This window comes from Pantoea sp. C1E2, from assembly GCF_056491465.1.
On sequence record NZ_JBSZHT010000002.1, the window covers coordinates 569,572 to 587,988 of the forward strand.

Below are 18,417 nucleotides of genomic sequence, written 5' to 3' on the forward strand. Positions count from 1 at the left end.
GACAAGTGATCCGCTTCCCCTTTTTGCTTGCCCGACAAGATTTTTTTGCTTTCCCCCCTGGCTTCTGCCAGCCCCAAGCTATGATTTAACAGTGATGTGCCGGTTGTTAACTGTTTTTGCTTTCCGAACTGAATGGTTGTTGTACACGGCAAATATCTTTTCCCATGGACGGTGTCCTCCCTTGCTGGTGTACGTATGGCTCAATGAAAAGCAGCGCACCAGAGGCGACAATGTTGTCCACTCCGGTCGCCTGCGCAAAATCATAGGAAGAAAGTCATGTCAGAGCTTCCCGATCGCCATGCGATCAATGCCCTTTTTGCCGGGAATTATGCCGATCCCTTCTCTTTCCTGGGGATGCACCAGACTGTCGAAGGCCTTGAAGTGCGCGCGCTGCTGCCCGATGCCTCCGAAGTCTGGGTGATTGAAACCAACACTGGTCGTAAATGTGCGCAGCTAAAATGTCTCGATTCACGCGGCTTCTTCTGCGGAGTGGTTCCGCGCCGTAAAAACCTGTTTCGCTATCAGCTGGCGGTCACCTGGCACGGCCAGCAAAACCTGATCGACGATGCCTATCGCTTCGGCCCGTTACTGGCCGAAATGGATGCCTGGCTCCTTGGCGAAGGCACGCATCTGCGCCCGTATGAAACGCTGGGGGCGCACAACGCCACCATTGATGGTGTCAGCGGCACTCGTTTCTCGGTGTGGGCACCTAACGCTCGCCGGGTTTCCGTGGTCGGCGAATTCAACTTCTGGGACGGTCGTCGTCACCCGATGCGCTTCCGTCGCGAGCTGGGTATCTGGGAGTTATTTGTGCCTGGCGCGGTCAATGGTCAACTGTACAAATATGAAATCATTGATGCGTCTGGGCAGATGCGGATCAAAGCCGACCCGTTCGCCTTTGAGGCACAGATGCGCCCGCAAACCGCCTCAATGATCTGCGGTCTGCCACCTAAAGTGGAGATGCAGCCGCAGCGCAAAGCCGCCAATGCCTTTGATCAGCCGATCTCGATTTACGAAGTGCATCTGGGTTCGTGGCGCCGCCACACCGACAACAACTTCTGGCTGAGCTACAAAGAGCTGGCTGAACAGCTGGTTCCTTACGTCAAAGAGATGGGCTTCACCCACATTGAGCTGCTGCCGATCAACGAGCATCCGTTTGACGGCAGCTGGGGCTATCAGCCACTCGGCATGTATGCGCCAACGCGCCGCTTTGGTCCGCGTGATGAGTTCCGACACTTTATCGCCGCGGCGCACGATGCTGGCCTCAACGTGTTGCTCGACTGGGTGCCCGGCCACTTCCCCAGTGACGACTTCGGTCTGGCGAAATTTGATGGCACCGAACTGTATGAACACAGCGATCCCCGCGAAGGTTTTCATCAGGACTGGAACACGCTGATCTACAACTTTGGCCGCCGTGAAGTCAGCAACTATCTCTCCGGCAACGCACTGTATTGGATGGAGCGCTTTGGCATTGATGGGCTGCGCGTGGATGCCGTGGCATCGATGATCTACCGCGATTATAGCCGCAAAGAGGGCGAATGGGTGCCCAACCACTTCGGCGGTCGCGAAAACCTCGAAGCCATCTCGTTCCTGCGCCACACCAACCGCACTCTGGGACGCGCCGCGCCGGGCACCATCAGCGTGGCGGAAGAGTCCACCGATTATCCTGGCGTGACCCGTCCTTCTGAAGATGGCGGTCTCGGCTTCTGGTTTAAATGGAACCTCGGTTGGATGCACGACACGCTGGACTACATGAAGCTCGACCCCGTACATCGCCAATATCATCACAATCTGATGACCTTCGGCATGCTCTACAACTACACCGAAAACTTCGTGCTGCCGCTGTCGCACGATGAAGTGGTGCACGGCAAACGTTCGATTCTCGATCGTATGCCCGGCGATGCGTGGCAGAAGTTTGCCAACCTGCGTGCTTATTACGGCTGGATGTGGGGCTTCCCGGGCAAAAAGCTGCAGTTTATGGGCAACGAGTTTGCCCAGGGACGTGAGTGGAACCACGATACCAGCCTCGACTGGCATCTGCTGGAAGGGGAAGACAACTGGCACAACGGCGTTCAGCGCTTAGTGCGCGATCTTAACCATAGCTACAAACACTTCACGCCATTACATCAACTGGATTTCGATGCACAGGGCTTTGAGTGGCTGGTGGTTGATGACCACGAAAACTCGGTGTTTGTGTTTGCACGCCGCGATCGCGAGGGCAATGAAATCATCGTTGCCAGTAACTTCACCCCGGTAGCGCGTCACGATTATCGCTTTGGCGTCAATCAACAAGGCGGCTGGCGTGAAGTGCTGAATACCGATCAGCAAGACTATCACGGCAGTGATACCCGCAATCACGGCATTGTGCACACGGACAATATCGAGAGCCACGGCCGTGCTCAATCGCTGAGCCTGACCTTGCCGCCACTGGCCACGATTTGGCTGGTGCGGGAGGGCGACTGATGCTGGAAACCGGGCAGCCAACGCCGTTGGGCGCCCATTATGACGGGCGCGGCGTTAACTTCACGCTGTTTTCCCGCCATGCCGAGCAGGTGGAGCTGTGCCTGTTTGATGCGCATGGTGCTGAACGGCGCTTTACGCTGCCCGCACGCAGTGGCGATATCTGGCACGGCTATTTTCCGGCGTTAAAGCCCGGCCAGCGCTATGGCTATCGGGTACACGGCCCGTGGGCTCCGCAGCAAGGACATCGGTTTAATCCGGCTAAATTGCTGGTCGATCCCTGCGCTAAAGCGGTCGCCGGGGATATACCTGACGATCCGCGATTTCTTAGCGGCGAGCAGGAACGCGACCTGCAGGATAACGCCGCCATCGCGCCAAAATCATTGGTGATCGCCGAAGATTTCGACTGGGACGATGAAAAACCGCTGCGCACACCGTGGGGCAATACGGTGATTTATGAGGCGCACGTGCGTGGCTTGACCCGGCAACATCCGGAAATTCCGGAAAGGCTGCGCGGGACTTATGCGGCACTGGGCCATCCTGCTATGGTGAAGTACTTACGCCATCTCGGCATCACTGCGCTTGAGTTGCTGCCCATTGCCCACTTCGCCAATGAACCGCGTCTGCAGCGGCTGGGGCTGAGTAACTACTGGGGCTATAACCCGTTTGCGCTATGGGCGGTGGATCCACGTTACGCCTCAGGCGACCATGGCCTCACGCCCTTGCAGGAGTTTCAGCAGGCGGTTAAAGCGCTGCATGCGGCGGGTATCGAGGTGATCCTTGATGTGGTGTTCAACCACACCGCCGAACTGGAAGAGTTTGGCCCCAACATATCGCTGCGCGGCGTGGATAACGCCAGCTATTACTGGCTCGACGCGCAGGGCGAATACCAAAACTGGACCGGCTGCGGCAACACGCTGAATTTGAGCGATCCGCAGGTGATGGAATGGGCATTAGAAGCGCTGCGTTACTGGGTGCGCGATTGCCATATTGATGGCTTCCGCTTTGACCTTGCCAGCGTGCTGGGCCGTACGCCTGAATATCTTCAGGATGCCCCGCTGTTCGCCGCCATCAAAGCCTGTCCGCTGCTGTCACAGGTCAAATTGATTGCTGAGCCGTGGGATATCGGGCCCGGAGGCTATCAGGTGGGCAATTTTCCTGAGGGATTCGCCGAGTGGAATGACCATTTCCGCGATGCCGCGCGCCGTTACTGGCTGCACGGCCAGCTCAACAACGGTGAAATTGCCCGGCGGTTTGCCGCGTCCAGTGATGTGTTTCAGCGAGAAGGGCGCCTGCCACACGCCAGCGTCAATCTGATTACCGCACATGACGGCTTTACGCTGCGTGACGTGGTGAGTTTCAACCACAAACACAATCAAGCCAACGGCGAAGACAATCGTGACGGCAGCAGCAGTAACTTCAGCCATAACCATGGCAAAGAGGGGCTGCAGGTCAATTTCGATATTGTCGAACGGCGGCGGCGAAGCGTACATGCCTTATTGACCACGCTGTTACTGGCACAAGGCACGCCGATGTTGCTGTCGGGTGATGAGCGCGGTCATAGCCAGCACGGTAACAACAATGCGTACTGTCAGGACAACCCGCTGACCTGGTTGAACTGGCATCAGGATGATTTTGGACTGGTCGACTTCACTGCCGCGTTGATCCGGCTGCGTCAGCGCATTCCCGCGCTGACTGCGGACCGCTGGTGGCAGGAGGGCGATGGCAACGTGCAGTGGTTCAATGCCAGCGGCAAACCACAGGGAAATGAGGAGTGGGAACAGGGGGCGCACAGAATGCAGATCCTGCTCTCCAGCCGCTGGTTAATAACAATCAACGCCACGGAATCGGTGAGTGACCTTGCCTTACCAGACGGAGAGTGGCGTGCCATTCCTCCTTTCGCCGGGGAAGATAACCCCATCCTGACAACTGTCTGGCACGGGCCCGCACACGGCGTGTGTGTGTTCCTAAAGCAATCATAAGGAGTCAGACATGGTTAAGTTAGATAGAACAGACCCACTGATGCTGGCGCGCCAGCTCCCTACACAAACGGTGGCGTTGATCCTGGCTGGTGGACGCGGTACGCGTCTGAAGGATCTCACCGCAAAACGCGCCAAACCTGCCGTTCACTTCGGTGGCAAGTTTCGCATCATCGACTTTGCGCTGTCGAACTGCATCAATTCAGGTATTCGGCGCATCGGTGTTATTACCCAATATCAGTCACATACGTTGACGCAGCATATTCAGCGTGGCTGGTCCCTGTTCAATGAGGAGATGAACGAATTTGTCGATTTACTGCCTGCGCAGCAGCGTGCCGCGACCGAACATTGGTATCGCGGGACTGCCGATGCCGTTTCGCAGAACCTCGACATCATTCGTCGCTACAACGCGCAGTACATCGTGATTCTCGCCGGGGATCACATCTACAAAATGGATTACTCGCGCATGCTGCTCGACCACGCTGACAAAGGGGCGAAATGCACCATTGCCTGTTTGCCCGTCCCGTTGGCGGAAGCCACGGCGTTTGGCGTGATGGCCGTGGATGCGGAAAACAACGTCATCGATTTTGTGGAAAAACCGCCGCAGCCGCCATCAATGCCGGGAGATGACACTAAAGCGCTGGCCAGTATGGGGATCTACGTGTTCAATGCTGATTACCTCTATCAGTTACTGGAGGAGGATTTGCTGATACCCGAATCCAGCCACGATTTCGGCAAAGATCTGCTGCCGAAGATTGTCGCCAGCGGTGAGGCGTATGCGCACTCCTTTACCTTGTCTTGCGTACAGAACGATGAGAATGCCGAGCCGTACTGGCGTGACGTCGGGACGCTGGAAGCTTACTGGCGCGCCAATCTTGATCTGGCTTCTGTCACGCCGGAACTGGATATGTACGACCACGACTGGCCGATTCGCACCCATATGGAACCGTTGCCGCCCGCCAAGTTTGTGCAGGATCGCTCGGGCAGCCACGGTATGACGATGAATTCGCTGGTATCTGGCGGCTGCATCATCTCTGGCTCCGTGGTGGTGAATTCGGTGCTGTTCCCGCGCGTGCGCATTAACTCGTTTTGCAATATTGACTCTTCGGTGCTGCTACCGGATGTGGTGATCAATCGTTCCTGTCGTCTGCGTCGTTGCGTGATCGATCGCGCCTGCGTGATTCCGGAAGGCATGGTGATTGGTGAAAACCCTGATGAAGACAGCCGCCGTTTTTACCGTTCAGATGAAGGCATCGTTTTGGTGACGCGCGCCATGCTGGCCAAACTGGCTGGCTGACTACGCAAGTAACGAACAAGCACACAGGCAATCGACGCGGGGAACGCGCGATAACACAATAGGGGTCCAGGATGCAGGTTTTACATGTCTGTTCAGAACTTTTCCCGCTGTTAAAAACCGGCGGGTTGGCTGATGTTGTCGGCGCATTGCCTCAGGCTCAAATTGCCGGTGGAACGGATGCGCGGGTACTGATTCCCGCGTATCCGGATCTGCGTAAAGGGATTCCTGATACCGAAATCGTGGCGGAGTTACACACTTTTGCCGGGCCGGTCCGTTTATTATTTGGACAATTCAACGGTGTTGGCATTTATTTAATAGATGCGCCGGGATTGTATGAACGTCCCGGCAGCCCTTATCACGACACATCGCAGTTTGCTTACGTGGATAACTATCTGCGTTTTGCGCTACTGGGATGGATGGGCGCAGAGATCGCCAGCGGGTTGGATATACAGTGGCAACCCGATGTGGTGCACGCGCACGACTGGCATGCAGGGTTGACCTGCGCCTACATTGCAGCACGAGGTCGCCCGGCGAAAACGGTGTTTACCGTGCATAACCTGGCGTACCAGGGCTTGTTCAATGCGCGTCACCTGGATGAGATTCAGCTACCGCGCGCCTTTTTCGACATGCACGGGTTAGAGTTTTTCGGGCAAATTTCGTATCTCAAGGCGGGATTGTTTTATGCCGATCATATTACGGCAGTCAGCCCGACGTATGCTCTGGAGATCACCCGACCTGAATTTGGCTACGGTATGGAATCGTTGCTGGAACAGCGGCTGAAAGAGGGGCGGTTGAGCGGCATTCTTAACGGGGTCGATCCCGGTATCTGGGACCCGGCGCATGACCTGCTGCTCACCGCGCGTTACGACCGCGAAACGCTGGAGAGCAAGGCCGAGAACAAGCGTCAATTGCAGATCGCCATGGGGCTGAAGATTGATGAGAAAGCGCCAGTCTTCTGTGTGATCAGCCGCCTGACCAAACAAAAGGGGCTGGATCTGGTGCTGGAAGCCTTGCCAGGGTTATTAGCTCAGGGCGGCCAACTGGTGCTGCTGGGCCAGGGCGATGCGGAGCTGCAACAAGGTTTTCTCGCCGCGGCGGCTGAGCATCCGGGTAGCGTCGGCGTCCAGATCGGTTATCACGAAGCCTTCTCGCACCGCATTGTTGGTGGTGCAGATGTGATTATGGTGCCAAGCCGCTTTGAGCCGTGCGGCCTGACACAGTTATACGGTTTGAAGTACGGCACACTGCCGTTAGTGCGCCGTACCGGCGGGCTGGCGGATACGGTACAAGACAGTTCGCTGGAGAACCTCGCTGACGGGGTCGCAAGCGGTTTCAGTTTTGAAGACAGTAACGCCTGGTCGCTGCTCCGCGCGATTCGACGTGCTTTTGTACTGTGGTCCCGTCCTTCACTCTGGCGTTACGTTCAGCGGCAGGCGATGGGGATGGATTTTAGTTGGCAGGTGGCCGCACAAGCCTACCGCGATCTTTATCAACGTTTGCTGTAATCAGAGATTGGGATACTGGATATGAATGCACCTTTCACCTATGCCTCACCCACGCTAACGGTTGACGCACTGAAGCACTCCATCGCCTATAAACTGATGTTTACTATTGGTAAAGACCCGTCGATTGCGAATCAACATGAGTGGCTCAACGCCGCGCTGTTGGCGGTGCGTGACCGCATGGTCGAGCGCTGGCTGCGTTCCAGCCGTGCGCAACTGTCGCAGGATGTGCGTCAGGTTTATTATCTGTCGATGGAGTTCCTGATGGGACGCACGCTGGGCAATGCGTTGCTGGCGATGGGCATTTATGACGATCTCAATCAGGCACTGGATGAAATGGGTCTCGACCTCAGTGAACTGATGGATGAGGAGAACGATCCAGGGCTGGGTAATGGCGGCCTGGGACGTTTAGCGGCCTGCTTCCTGGATTCTCTCGCCACGCTCGGCTTGCCGGGACGCGGTTACGGTATTCGCTACGACTACGGCATGTTCAAGCAGAATATCGTTGATGGCCAGCAGCGCGAATCGCCGGATTACTGGCTGGAGTATGGCAATCCGTGGGAATTCCAGCGCTTTAACACGCGCTACAAAGTGCGTTTTGGCGGTCGCCTGCAACACGAAGGCGCGCGCGTGCGCTGGCTGGAAACCGAAGAAATTATCGCGGCGGCCTACGATCAAATCATCCCGGGTTTTGACACCGATGCGACCAATACGCTGCGGTTATGGAGCGCGCAGGCCAGCAATGAGATCAACCTCGGCAAGTTTAACCAGGGCGATTACTTTGCTGCGGTGGAAGACAAAAACCACTCGGAAAACGTGTCGCGCGTGCTTTATCCCGATGACTCGACAAACTCAGGTCGAGAACTGCGTCTGCGCCAGGAGTATTTCCTCGTGTCGGCCACGGTACAGGATATTCTCAATCGCCACTGGCAGATGCATGAAACCTGGGACAATCTGGCGGATAAAATCGCCATCCATCTCAATGACACTCATCCGGTTTTAGCCATCCCCGAATTAATGCGCTTGTTGATTGACGAGCACAAATACACCTGGGATGACGCCTTCGAAGTCACCTGTCAGGTGTTCTCTTACACCAACCACACGCTGATGAGTGAGGCGCTGGAAACCTGGCCGGTGGATATGTTCGGCAAGATCCTGCCGCGCCATCTCAGCATCGTGTTCGAAATCAACGATTACTTCCTGAAAACCATCCAGGAGTACTATCCGGATGACTGGGATTTGATGTCGCGCATCTCGATCATCGACGAAAACAACGGTCGTAAGATCCGCATGGCGTGGCTGGCGGTGGTGGTCAGCCACAAGGTGAATGGTGTATCGGAGCTGCACTCAAATCTGATGGTGCAGTCGCTGTTTGCGGATTTTGCGCGCCTGTTCCCTGGTCGCTTCTGTAATAAAACCAATGGCGTGACCCCGCGTCGCTGGCTGGCACTGGCCAACCCGGCGCTGTCCGAGGTATTGGATGAGACCATTGGCCGCACCTGGCGTACCGACCTCAGCCAGCTGAGCGAACTGACGCCGCACGTTGATTATCCTGCCTTCATTGAGCAGGTTGCCGACGCTAAGTTTGCCAACAAGAAGCGTTTAGCGGATTGGGTGGCGAAGAACATGGACATCGTGCTGGATCCGCATGCGCTGTTCGATGTGCAGATCAAACGTATCCACGAATACAAGCGCCAGCTGCTCAACGTGCTGCACGTGATCACGCGCTACAACCGCATCAAAGCCGATCCCACTGCGGATTGGGTGCCGCGCGTCAATATCTTCGCCGGTAAAGCGGCGTCGGCCTATTACGTGGCGAAGCACATCATTCACCTGATCAACGACGTTGCCAACGTGATCAACAACGATCCGCAGGTGAAGAACAAGCTGAAGGTGGTGTTTATCCCCAACTACAGCGTGAGCCTGGCGCAGATCATTATTCCGGCGGCGGATCTCTCTGAACAGATTTCTACGGCGGGCACCGAGGCATCGGGCACCAGTAACATGAAGTTTGCGCTGAATGGCGCGTTGACGATTGGTACGCTGGATGGCGCGAACGTTGAGATGCGCGAGCACATTGGCGCGGAGAATATCTTTATCTTCGGCAACACCACGCCGCAGGTCGAGCAACTGCGCAAGGATGGCTACAACCCGCGTAAATATTATGAGGAAGATGCCGAGCTGCATCAGGCACTGACGCAAATTGCCAGCGGTGCATTCAGTCCGGGTGAACCGGGTCGCTATCGTAATCTGTTTGATGCGTTAGTGAATTTCGGCGATCACTATCAATTGCTGGCCGATTATCGCAGCTATGTGGATGCGCAGGATAAGGTGGATAAGCTTTATCGTCAGCCGGATGAGTGGCAGCGCCGTGCGGCATTGAACATCGCCAATATGGGCTATTTCTCATCGGACAGAACGATTCAGGAGTACGCGGACGAGATTTGGCATATTTCGCCGGTCAGATTGTAAGGCAGGCCGTTTGAAAGGGTGGGGGCTAACGCAGTCTGGAGTCGGTTTGGGGCTGGCGTCTTCGCGCCGCTGACGCGGTTCCTTCACTTCATTCGTCAGCCTGACGGAACGGCGGGGGGGATGGCACATCCATGTGCCGCCCCGCCTTTCGCCCGCGCCCTGCGGGCTATCCTGGCAGACTCATTCTGTTCAGCGCTGCGGATTGCCTGCCCCAAAGCGACCCCAGCCTGCTTCCTTAAGTGCGTGCTGTTAGAAAGGCTATGATCCCCAAAATCATTTGAATGGCAGGAAGGCGGCAAGTTAACGAATCCCCGGGAGCTTACTTACGTAAGTGACCGGGGTGAGAGAACGCAGCCAACGCATCTGCCGTTCGAAGGATGAAGGGGATTATTTTAATGTGATGCTTTTCACGATAGCATCAGCATCGCTCTGCGCCTGCTGCTGATTGTCGGCTGGCAGAGTGATCTGCAGGGTCAGCAGTTTGCCATCCACTTTTGCCAGAATCACGGAAGACCATGACGTCTGGTTGTTGGCCGAAATCACGGTATCCAGCTGCTGAGCAGGCTGATCTTTCAGCGTCACGGCTTTATTGGAAACGACCTGCAACTGCGGATCGCGACCGCGCTGTTGCTGCTCCAGACGCTGTGCCAGTGCATCCAGCGCTTCGTTGGTCGGATCGCCCGCAATCACGATAATCGCGCGCTGGCCGGTTTCGTCGGCATACACATGCATATTAGTGGATTCAGAACCGAGCTTGCCGCTCTTATCTGACATGCCCGCAGGCAGACTGAAGCTTAGCTTACCGTCCATCAGGTTGACCGTCTGGGCTGACTGGCTGGCGCTAGCACCGTTGCTGCCTGCAGCCGCATCCTCTTTCTTCTGATCACAGGCCGCAAGACCTAACACCAACAAACCAATACCCGCATATTTCACTAAGTTACGCATTCTTTTCCCTTTGATGATCCCAGTCAGGTGCTTTCTACCCGGTATAAAAACGGAATCGGCGGTCAAAAGCAACCGCCGGTTTGTCAGGAAATCTTAGCGCGCTGCGGCGTTTCGTCTATGTGCAATTAGCCGAAATTGATCTGACGCTGTGTCGAGCGCTCTGCCAGACGTTTCAGCAGGCTGTTCAGCAGTACACCGTAAGCGGGCAGGAAGAAAATCATGCAGATCAGCACTTTGAAGCTGTAATCCACCAACGCAATCTCTACCCAATGCGCGGCCATAAACGGGTCCGGACTCTTGTAGAAGGCGATGAAAAAGAAGGCCATCGTATCGCTGATATTACCGAGGAACATGGCGGATGCAGGCGCGATCCACCACTGCGGTAAACGACGCAAACGGTTAAAAACGTGGATATCCAGAATCTGACCGAGCGCATAAGCCATAAAGCTGGCGCTGGCGATACGCGCGACAAAAAGGTTCACCTGCTCCAGCGATGCCCATCCCTGCCATTCGCCCTGGTAAAACACGCAGGACACCACGTAAGAGATAAACAGCGCCGGGATCATCACCGCCAGAATAATACGACGGGCTAATGGCGCGCCAAAGATGCGCACGGTGAGATCGGTAGCGAGGAAGATAAATGGAAAACTAAACGCACCCCAGGTGGTGTGGAAGCCGAAGATGGAAACCGGCAGCTGTACCAGATAGTTACTGGAGGTGATCACCAGCAAATGGAATAGCGATAGCCAAAACAGCGCATGCATGCGCTGACGTGCAGAAAAATCAATCATGTCTGACCTTTTTGAGTAATGGGGTGAGGGAACCCAACAATCCTCTTCATACTTCAAATTTTATGTGCGTTGGCTACGCTCGTTCACCCCAGTTACTTACTTAAGCTCCTGGGGATGATCAAGCTTGCCGCCTTGCGACAACGTGAATTATTTCGAGGATTAAGCAATTTGGTAAAAAAACGGCGGCGATCTTAGCGCGTTGCGCAATTAATGCAATGGTTAATTTTAACGCAATCGTTATCGCCTTGCGCTGTGTATTTAGCGCGCTAGAATGAGCGCCCACCTTGAATGAAGACAGAGAATCATGAGCGATCCCTTTTCTGCGCCGGACCACACGCTTGATGCACTTGGCCTGCGCTGCCCGGAACCGGTAATGATGGTGCGTAAGACCGTGCGCACCATGCAGGCGGGCGAAACCTTACTGATCATTGCCGACGATCCGGCTACCACGCGTGATATCCCTGGGTTCTGCCGTTTTATGGAACATCAGCTACTGGCACAGCAGACGGAAACGCTGCCGTACCAGTATCTGATTCAGAAAGGTGCGGCTTAACGCTGACGCAGTAATCGCAAGGCGTTGGCCGTAACCAGCGCCGTCGCGCCTGAATCCGCCAGCACCGCCAGCCATAAACCGGTAAAGCCAAGCAGCGTGGTGACGAGGAAAATGCCTTTCAGCCCCAGCGCTATCGCGATGTTCTGACGGATAATGGCGCGCGTGCGGCGTGCCAGTGCGATGGTGCGCGGCAGGATCGCCAGACGGTTTTGTGTCAGTGCGGCGTCGGCGGCCTCCAGCGCGACATCGGTGCCGCTGCCCATGGCAATGCCCATCGTGGCGGCTTTCATCGCCGGTGCATCGTTAATGCCATCACCTACCATCGCCAGTGACTGCTGCTCTCCCAGTTTGCGCACCGCCTCCACTTTATCGGCAGGTAAAAGCCCGGCGCGATAATCAATGTTGAGTGCAGCCGCCATCGCCGCCGCTGCACGCGGGTTATCACCGGTCAACATCAGGCTATTAATGCCCATCGCTTGCAACTGCGCCAGCGCGGTGACGGCTTCCTCTCGCAGTTGATCCTGTAACGCCAGGCTGCCGAGTACCGTCTCATCCTGCAACAGCACCACCACGGTTTTACCCTCTGCTTCCCGTTGCGCTATCGCCTGCTGCTGGTCGACCGTGAGCGTGGTGACATCACGCGGCGCCAGCAGTTGAAAGGCCGCGCCATCAATCTGCGCGCGAATGCCGCTGCCGGCCAGGGTTTGCTGCAGCTGGGCGTGGGGTAGCGTGAGCTGCCGCTGTTTGGCCTCGCGCACGATGGCGATTGCCAAAGGATGGCTGGAACCTTGTTCAACTGCGGCTGCAATGCTCAGCAGCGCGTTTTCTTTCATCGCGCTAAAAGATTCGACCTCGGTCACCTGCGGTTTGCCGAGGGTGAGGGTGCCGGTTTTATCGAATGCCATGGTCTGGATGCGGCTGAGACGCTCCAGCGCGGCGCCCCCTTTGATCAGGGCGCCCTGACGCGCTGCCGCCGCTAAGCCAGAGGTGATCGCGGCGGGTGTTGAAATCACCAGCGCACAAGGGCAACCAATCAATAGCAGCGTCAGGCCTTTATAAATCCACGGCAACCAGGCGGCACCTGCCAGCAGTGGCGGTAGCACCATCACCAGCAGCGCCAGCAACATAATGGCGGGTGTATAGATGCGGCTGAAGCGATCGATAAAGCGCTCAACCGGTGCACGGTGGCTTTCAGCTTCTTCAATGAGCTGCAGGATGCGATCAATCGCGCTATTGCCGGGTTGGGAAATGACTTTCAGCGTGACCAATCGATCCACGCTGGTCGCGCCTGCCATCACCGCTTCGCCCGGCTGACGAGCAACCGGCACTGATTCACCGGTCAGCGCGCTTTCATCAAAGCTGGCGCCCAGTTTAAGCAGCTCACCATCCGCAGGTAAACGACCGCCAGCAGCGACTTCAATCGTATCGCCGGGACGTAAGTCAGCCAGCGCCACCTGCTCACGTTGGGTGCCGGTCAACCGCGTAGCGGTGTCGGGACGGAGTGCCATTAATGCGGTCACACCGCGACGGGCACGCGAAGCGGCGTAAGATTCAAGACGTTCGCCCAGCTGGAACAGCAGCAGCACCATGGCAGCTTCGGCGTGCGCACCAATCACTAACGCACCGGCGGCGGCGAGGGTCATCAGCGTTTCGATACTGAACGGGGAACCGCTTCGCAGCAGTTTCCAGGCGCTAAGTGCAATGGGCGCTAAGCCTATCAGCGTGGTCGCCACAAACAGGCGATCGCCCCATACAGGAGACACCTGACTCAATAGCCAACTGGCGAGCATCAGCAATGCCAGTAATAGCAAACCGGCATTTTCCTGCCAGCGGCGTTGAGGCGCGGGCTGAGTTTGCGGATCGGTTGAGGTCAGGGTAAAACCGACATTTTTCACGGCCTGTTCGATGGCCGGGCGGATATCCTGGTCGGCATCCACCACCAGTTTTTCACTGGCAAAAATCACGCGAGCGGTGCGCACCTGCGACAGTTGTTGTACGGCAGTTTCAATTTTTCGCGCGCAGCTGGGGCAATCCATACCGGCAATCTGCCAGCGGAATTGATGGGAGGTGGATGAGAGCCTGTCGCTTTCGGCGTCGCTTTCGCCGCCGGGACTGCCGCTGTCGTTATCGCAGCAGCCGCAGCCACTTTCAGGTGTGGCGGGCAGGGCAGCCGAGATTTTTAGCGCGGTAGGCGTTGCAGAGCGAATGCTGCACAGCGGCTGGAGTTTGCTGTGGGATTTCCCACAACGGCATGAATGAGAATGAGCGTGCATATGACCTCCGGGATCAATGCGGGCCACTGCCCGCATCCCGAATGCTACACTCTGGAGTCAACTCCAGAGTCAAGCAGTAAGGTCATCTTTTCTTCAATACAGCCACAGTGAACGCACAATCATAAAGTGACCGGCGAAGTAGCAAGCGGCAACAATGGCGCTATCTGCACTGAAACGGCGGCGATAGTGGGTGATAAACCAAACAATATTGCCTAACAGCAGCAATCCTGCACCAACCAGCAGCGAGAAGCTGTAATCCGTCGGACGGAAGAAATAATTCTCTGCTGCCATCCAGTTCATCACCAGCGTCATGCCAATCAAGGTACAGATTGGCCAGCGCAAATCTTCCAGCTTCGACCAAATCACGCCGATGACGACGGCCCCAATCACCAGCAGTGTCACCGGGATCGGCCAGAAGAAACTCATGGTCATGTGCGCGGCAAAGCTGATGGTGTAGAGCAGGTGCGACAGGAAGAATGCACCCAGCGCATACAGCATTTGCTGGCGAGGCAGTAACGTCAGCGCATCGCCCACCAGGGTAGCAACCAGACCCGCCAGAATCAGGTAATCGGTAGTGTTGAGTGTGGGCGCTTGCCAGGCCCAGGCGACCAGCAACAGCAAGGTAACAGGTTTGAACAGCCAGCGTTGCCACTGCGGGCCACGGTATGAAGCATCAACATAAAGCCAACCGGAAAAAAGTACGGCAAGGAAAGACCAAAGCATGTTTTCTCCCTTTTCTGAACGCAGCGTCCAGAGTCATGAATTTTCCCAAAATAGCGATCTCAGTGTAAGTTACCGGCGACGAATGTGACAATCGGTCAACTCTGGTTGTATGCTTTATCGTCTTTTTACTGTTCCGACACTAACGCAAAGCGCGAGAGAAATCATGAGCAAACCACCGCTAATCTTTTTTATCGTTCTGGCGATTATTGCCGTTTTGGCGACCCGTCAGTTTATCAAGCAACGCCGTGAAACCGCGGTAAATGATGCTTCACCGGTTCGCTCACTGAGCGTTGAAGTGAAAACCAAACGTGAGTTCCCCTCGCCTAATCGTCGTTCGCGTCAGCGTGAAGAGATTGTGGCGGAAGATATGAAGTATGAAGCCTGGTTCCACCCGCTCAATGGGGCGAGTGACATCAAAGTGGTGGTGAGCGCCAATGACTATCATCACATTGATAAGGGCGCGAAAGGGGAGTTGAAAATGCAGGGCAGTCGCTTTGTTAGTTTTACCCCCGCGCAATAACAAGGGCCGCTGTAGCGGCCCTGAACGTTACATCTTCGGATAATGCTTCTTTTGCCACGCCAGCAGTTCGAACACACCAAAAAAGAAAATTTTCGCTTGAGTGACACCACTGAGTTTTGGCGCATCCTTCGGCTGCGTGGCGCGCAGTAGCACCAGCTGCAAGCCATGCATGATCACCATGAAGAACAGTGCCACATGCACGAAGTAGCGCAGCGGTGTCGGGAAAGGGTGCACCAGATTCAGCAGCAGAAATGCCCAGACGCAAATCATCAATAGTCGTCCCAGATTAAGCCACATCGTGCGTCTCCTGTTGGCGTTGGTAGAGGCGATAAGCTACCTGTCCGGCAATTTTCTCGCGGTATAAATCCCAGTTAGCGGGCGCGACCGGCGAACCGTGCTCCACTTCGCTTTCGACGTAAATCAGTGCGTTCTCCGCCAGCCAGCCGTTATTTTCCAGCAGCGTCAGGGTTTCTAAAAGCAACCCTTTACGGAATGGCGGGTCAACAAACACCACATCAAACTGCTCACCCGGTTGGCTCAGCCACTGCAATGTATTGGTCTGCACGACTTTGCCCTGTGTCGCACGCAGCGTTTGCAGATTCTGCGACAGCTGCTGGGCAACGGAACGTTCCATCTCAAGCAGCGTAGCAGACGCCGCATAGCGTGACAGTGCCTCTAACCCGAGTGCACCGCTGCCGGCGAAGCAATCGAGGCAGCGCGCTTCCTGAATGTCCGGTGCTAACCAGTTGAACAGGGTCTCACGCACACGATCGGTGGTAGGGCGCAGGCCCGCGCTATCCGGAACCGGTAATTTGCGGCCACGCCACTGTCCGCCAATGATACGAATTTGGCCAGCAGCGCCGCTGCTGCGGGGGGATTTACTCATTTCGCTCACAACTCGTCATAATTTGTTGCGTAGTTTAACGGGCGTAGCAGGCAGAAGAAACGTAAAAAAGGGTGCTGTGGTGCGCTGGCTGGAAAGTGTTAGACTACTGAGTTGATATGGTGCGCGTAATTGCCTGATTTTTACGCCGCTCGCGAACAAAAAATTGAATTTTTTATCCCCTGGGAACAGCGTGCTACCGGGAATAAGCCATCGAGGAGTGTGGTTACACAATGGCAAAAGAGAAAAAACGTGGCTTTTTTTCCTGGCTAGGCTTTGGCAAAGAAGAAGAGAAGCAGCAGCCTGCGGAAGAGCAGCAACCGGCCGAAGCGCCGCAACAGCCCATCGCTGAAGAGAGCGCGTTAGCAAGCGCCGAAGCGCAGGCAGAAGAGACGGTTGCCGTAACTGAGCACGTAGCCGAAGAACAACTGGCACAGCCAGAAGCGGTGGTGGCCGAGCCGATCACCGCGATTGAAGAGGAAGTGCTGCCGGAAGAGGAAATCCATCCGGAAGTGGCACCTGTCGAAGAAGAGCCGCAGGCAGAAGAACTGATTATTGACGCGCCTGCTGCGCAGCATGAGCCAGAGATCGAAGAAGCGGTCGTCGAGCCAGGGATTGTGCAGCACGAGCCGGAGATCGAAGAAGCGGTCGTCGAGCCAGTGATTGTGCAGCACGAGCCGGAGATCGAAGAAGCGGTCGTCGAGCCAGTGATTGTGCCGCATGAGCCGGAGATCGAAGAAGCGGTCGTCGAGCCAGTGGTTGTGCAGCACGAGCCGGAGATCGAAAAAGCGGTCGCTGAGCCAGTGGTTGTGCAGCACGAGCCGGAGATCGAAGAAGCGGTCGTCGAGACAGTGGTTGTGCAGCACGAGCCGGAAATCGAAGAAGCGGTCGTCGAGCCAGTGATTGTGCAGCATGAGCCGGAGATCGAAGAAGCAGCCGTTGAACCGGAAGACGACGCGTTAAGCGACGAGGAACTGGAAGCGCTGGCGTTGGCAGAGACCTACGCGGAAGACGCTGAAACCGAAGCGCAGGATACCGTTAGCGACTTACCGCTGGCCGCTGCGCCACTGGTGACGCAAGAGCAGGAGCGCCCGACCAAAGAGGGCTTCTTTGCTCGCCTCAAGCGCAGCCTGGTTAAAACGCGTGAAAACCTCGGTTCTGGCTTTGTCAGCCTGTTCCGTGGCAAAAAAATTGATGATGACCTGTTTGAAGAGCTGGAAGAGCAGCTGCTGATTGCCGATGTCGGAGTGGAAACCACCCGCCGCATCATCACCAATCTGACTCAACAGGCCAATCGCAAGCAGTTGCGTGACGCAGAAGCCTTGTACGGGCTGCTGAAAACCGAAATGGCCGGCATCCTGGAAAAAGTTGATCGGCCGCTGGATGTAGGCGGCAAAGCGCCGTTTGTTATCCTGATGGTAGGCGTCAACGGTGTCGGTAAAACCACCACTATCGGTAAGCTGGCGCGTCAGTATCAGGCGCAGGGCAAATCAGTGATGCTGGCGGCAGGTGATACTTTCCGCGCAGCAGCAGTTGAACAGCTGCAGGTCTGGGGCGAACGTAACAACATTCCGGTGGTCGCGCAGCACACCGGTGCTGATTCCGCCTCCGTCATTTTTGACGCTATTCAGGCCGCTAAATCTCGCAATGTGGATGTGCTGATTGCGGATACTGCGGGTCGCTTGCAGAACAAAGCGCACCTGATGGAAGAGCTGAAGAAAATCACTCGTGTGATGAAAAAGCTGGATGACGATGCGCCGCACGAGGTGATGCTGACCCTTGATGCCAGTACCGGGCAGAATGCTGTGAGCCAGGCCAAACTGTTCCATGAAGCAGTGGGCTTGACCGGCATCACCCTGACCAAGTTAGACGGTACCGCCAAAGGTGGCGTGATCTTTTCGGTTGCCGACCAGTTTGGTATTCCGATTCGCTATATCGGTGTCGGGGAAGGCATCGAAGATTTACGGCCATTTAAGGCCGCCGATTTTATTGAGGCACTGTTTGCCCGAGAGGATTAAT

14 protein-coding genes are annotated in these 18,417 nt (G+C 56.0%); 8 read left to right on the plus strand and 6 right to left on the minus strand.

Annotation, left to right across the window (positions count from 1 at the left end; all coding sequences use genetic code 11):
* Positions 1–276: 276 nt before the first annotated feature.
* The 5 genes from glgB to glgP all read left to right on the plus strand — a co-directional run bounded on the left by glgB (position 277) and on the right by glgP (position 9,710).
* Positions 277–2,463 carry a 1,4-alpha-glucan branching enzyme gene (glgB, locus tag ACXI0A_RS02845; RefSeq protein ID WP_476150471.1) on the plus strand — a complete coding sequence of 729 codons (2,187 nt, stop codon included), beginning with the start codon at positions 277–279 and terminating at the stop codon, positions 2,461–2,463.
* Positions 2,463–4,442, plus strand: coding sequence for a glycogen debranching protein GlgX (glgX, locus tag ACXI0A_RS02850; protein ID WP_476150470.1), 1,980 nt, complete (start codon positions 2,463–2,465; stop codon positions 4,440–4,442). The genes glgB and glgX overlap by 1 nt, the downstream gene beginning before the upstream one ends.
* A gap of 10 nt (positions 4,443–4,452) precedes the next feature.
* Entirely contained in the window at positions 4,453–5,736 is a 1,284-nt protein-coding gene (glgC, locus tag ACXI0A_RS02855; protein WP_476150468.1) for a glucose-1-phosphate adenylyltransferase, read from the plus strand.
* A gap of 71 nt (positions 5,737–5,807) precedes the next feature.
* Positions 5,808–7,241, plus strand: coding sequence for a glycogen synthase GlgA (glgA, locus tag ACXI0A_RS02860; protein WP_224932085.1), 1,434 nt, complete (start codon positions 5,808–5,810; stop codon positions 7,239–7,241).
* Between the two features lie 21 nt (positions 7,242–7,262).
* Positions 7,263–9,710: a glycogen phosphorylase gene (gene glgP / locus ACXI0A_RS02865; protein ID WP_476150465.1), complete on the plus strand. Its 2,448-nt coding sequence runs from the start codon at positions 7,263–7,265 to the stop codon at positions 9,708–9,710.
* A 387-nt stretch (positions 9,711–10,097) separates the two neighbouring features.
* On the opposite strand, the gene ACXI0A_RS02870 is transcribed toward glgP, so the two are convergent.
* A complete protein-coding gene (locus ACXI0A_RS02870; protein ID WP_224932089.1) occupies positions 10,098–10,655 on the minus strand; it encodes a DcrB family lipoprotein in 558 nt (185 codons plus the stop codon).
* Positions 10,656–10,780: 125 nt separating this feature from the next.
* Positions 10,781–11,446 carry a 7-cyano-7-deazaguanine/7-aminomethyl-7-deazaguanine transporter gene (locus tag ACXI0A_RS02875; RefSeq protein ID WP_200573525.1) on the minus strand — a complete coding sequence of 222 codons (666 nt, stop codon included), beginning with the start codon at positions 11,444–11,446 and terminating at the stop codon, positions 10,781–10,783.
* A gap of 304 nt (positions 11,447–11,750) precedes the next feature.
* On the opposite strand from ACXI0A_RS02875, the gene tusA reads away from it, so the two are divergent.
* Positions 11,751–11,999 (plus strand): sulfurtransferase TusA, encoded by a 249-nt coding sequence (tusA, locus tag ACXI0A_RS02880; RefSeq protein ID WP_200573534.1) that lies wholly within the window; start codon positions 11,751–11,753, stop codon positions 11,997–11,999.
* Here tusA and ACXI0A_RS02885 read toward each other — a convergent pair.
* Together ACXI0A_RS02885 and ACXI0A_RS02890 are read right to left on the minus strand one after the other, a co-directional pair.
* A complete protein-coding gene (locus ACXI0A_RS02885) occupies positions 11,996–14,272 on the minus strand; it encodes a zinc/cadmium/mercury/lead-transporting ATPase (RefSeq protein WP_476150463.1) in 2,277 nt (758 codons plus the stop codon). The two genes, tusA and ACXI0A_RS02885, sit on opposite strands and share 4 nt — an antisense overlap.
* A 93-nt stretch (positions 14,273–14,365) precedes the next feature.
* Positions 14,366–14,995 (minus strand): lysoplasmalogenase, encoded by a 630-nt coding sequence (locus tag ACXI0A_RS02890; RefSeq protein ID WP_100704241.1) that lies wholly within the window; start codon positions 14,993–14,995, stop codon positions 14,366–14,368.
* 163 nt (positions 14,996–15,158) lie between these two features.
* On the opposite strand from ACXI0A_RS02890, the gene ACXI0A_RS02895 reads away from it, so the two are divergent.
* Complete coding sequence (locus ACXI0A_RS02895; protein ID WP_200573538.1) at positions 15,159–15,515, plus strand: DUF2500 domain-containing protein; 357 nt, start codon at positions 15,159–15,161, stop codon at positions 15,513–15,515.
* Positions 15,516–15,542: 27 nt separating this feature from the next.
* On the opposite strand, the gene ACXI0A_RS02900 is transcribed toward ACXI0A_RS02895, so the two are convergent.
* Positions 15,543–15,812, minus strand: coding sequence for a DUF1145 family protein (locus ACXI0A_RS02900; RefSeq protein ID WP_176970034.1), 270 nt, complete (start codon positions 15,810–15,812; stop codon positions 15,543–15,545).
* On the minus strand, positions 15,802–16,401 hold the full coding sequence (rsmD, locus tag ACXI0A_RS02905; protein WP_476150461.1) for a 16S rRNA (guanine(966)-N(2))-methyltransferase: 600 nt from the start codon (positions 16,399–16,401) through the stop codon (positions 15,802–15,804). The genes ACXI0A_RS02900 and rsmD overlap by 11 nt, the downstream gene beginning before the upstream one ends.
* A 230-nt stretch (positions 16,402–16,631) precedes the next feature.
* Here rsmD and ftsY point away from each other — a divergent pair, with 230 nt between their 5' ends.
* Entirely contained in the window at positions 16,632–18,416 is a 1,785-nt protein-coding gene (ftsY, locus tag ACXI0A_RS02910; RefSeq protein WP_476150459.1) for a signal recognition particle-docking protein FtsY, read from the plus strand.
* Position 18,417 lies beyond the last annotated feature (1 nt).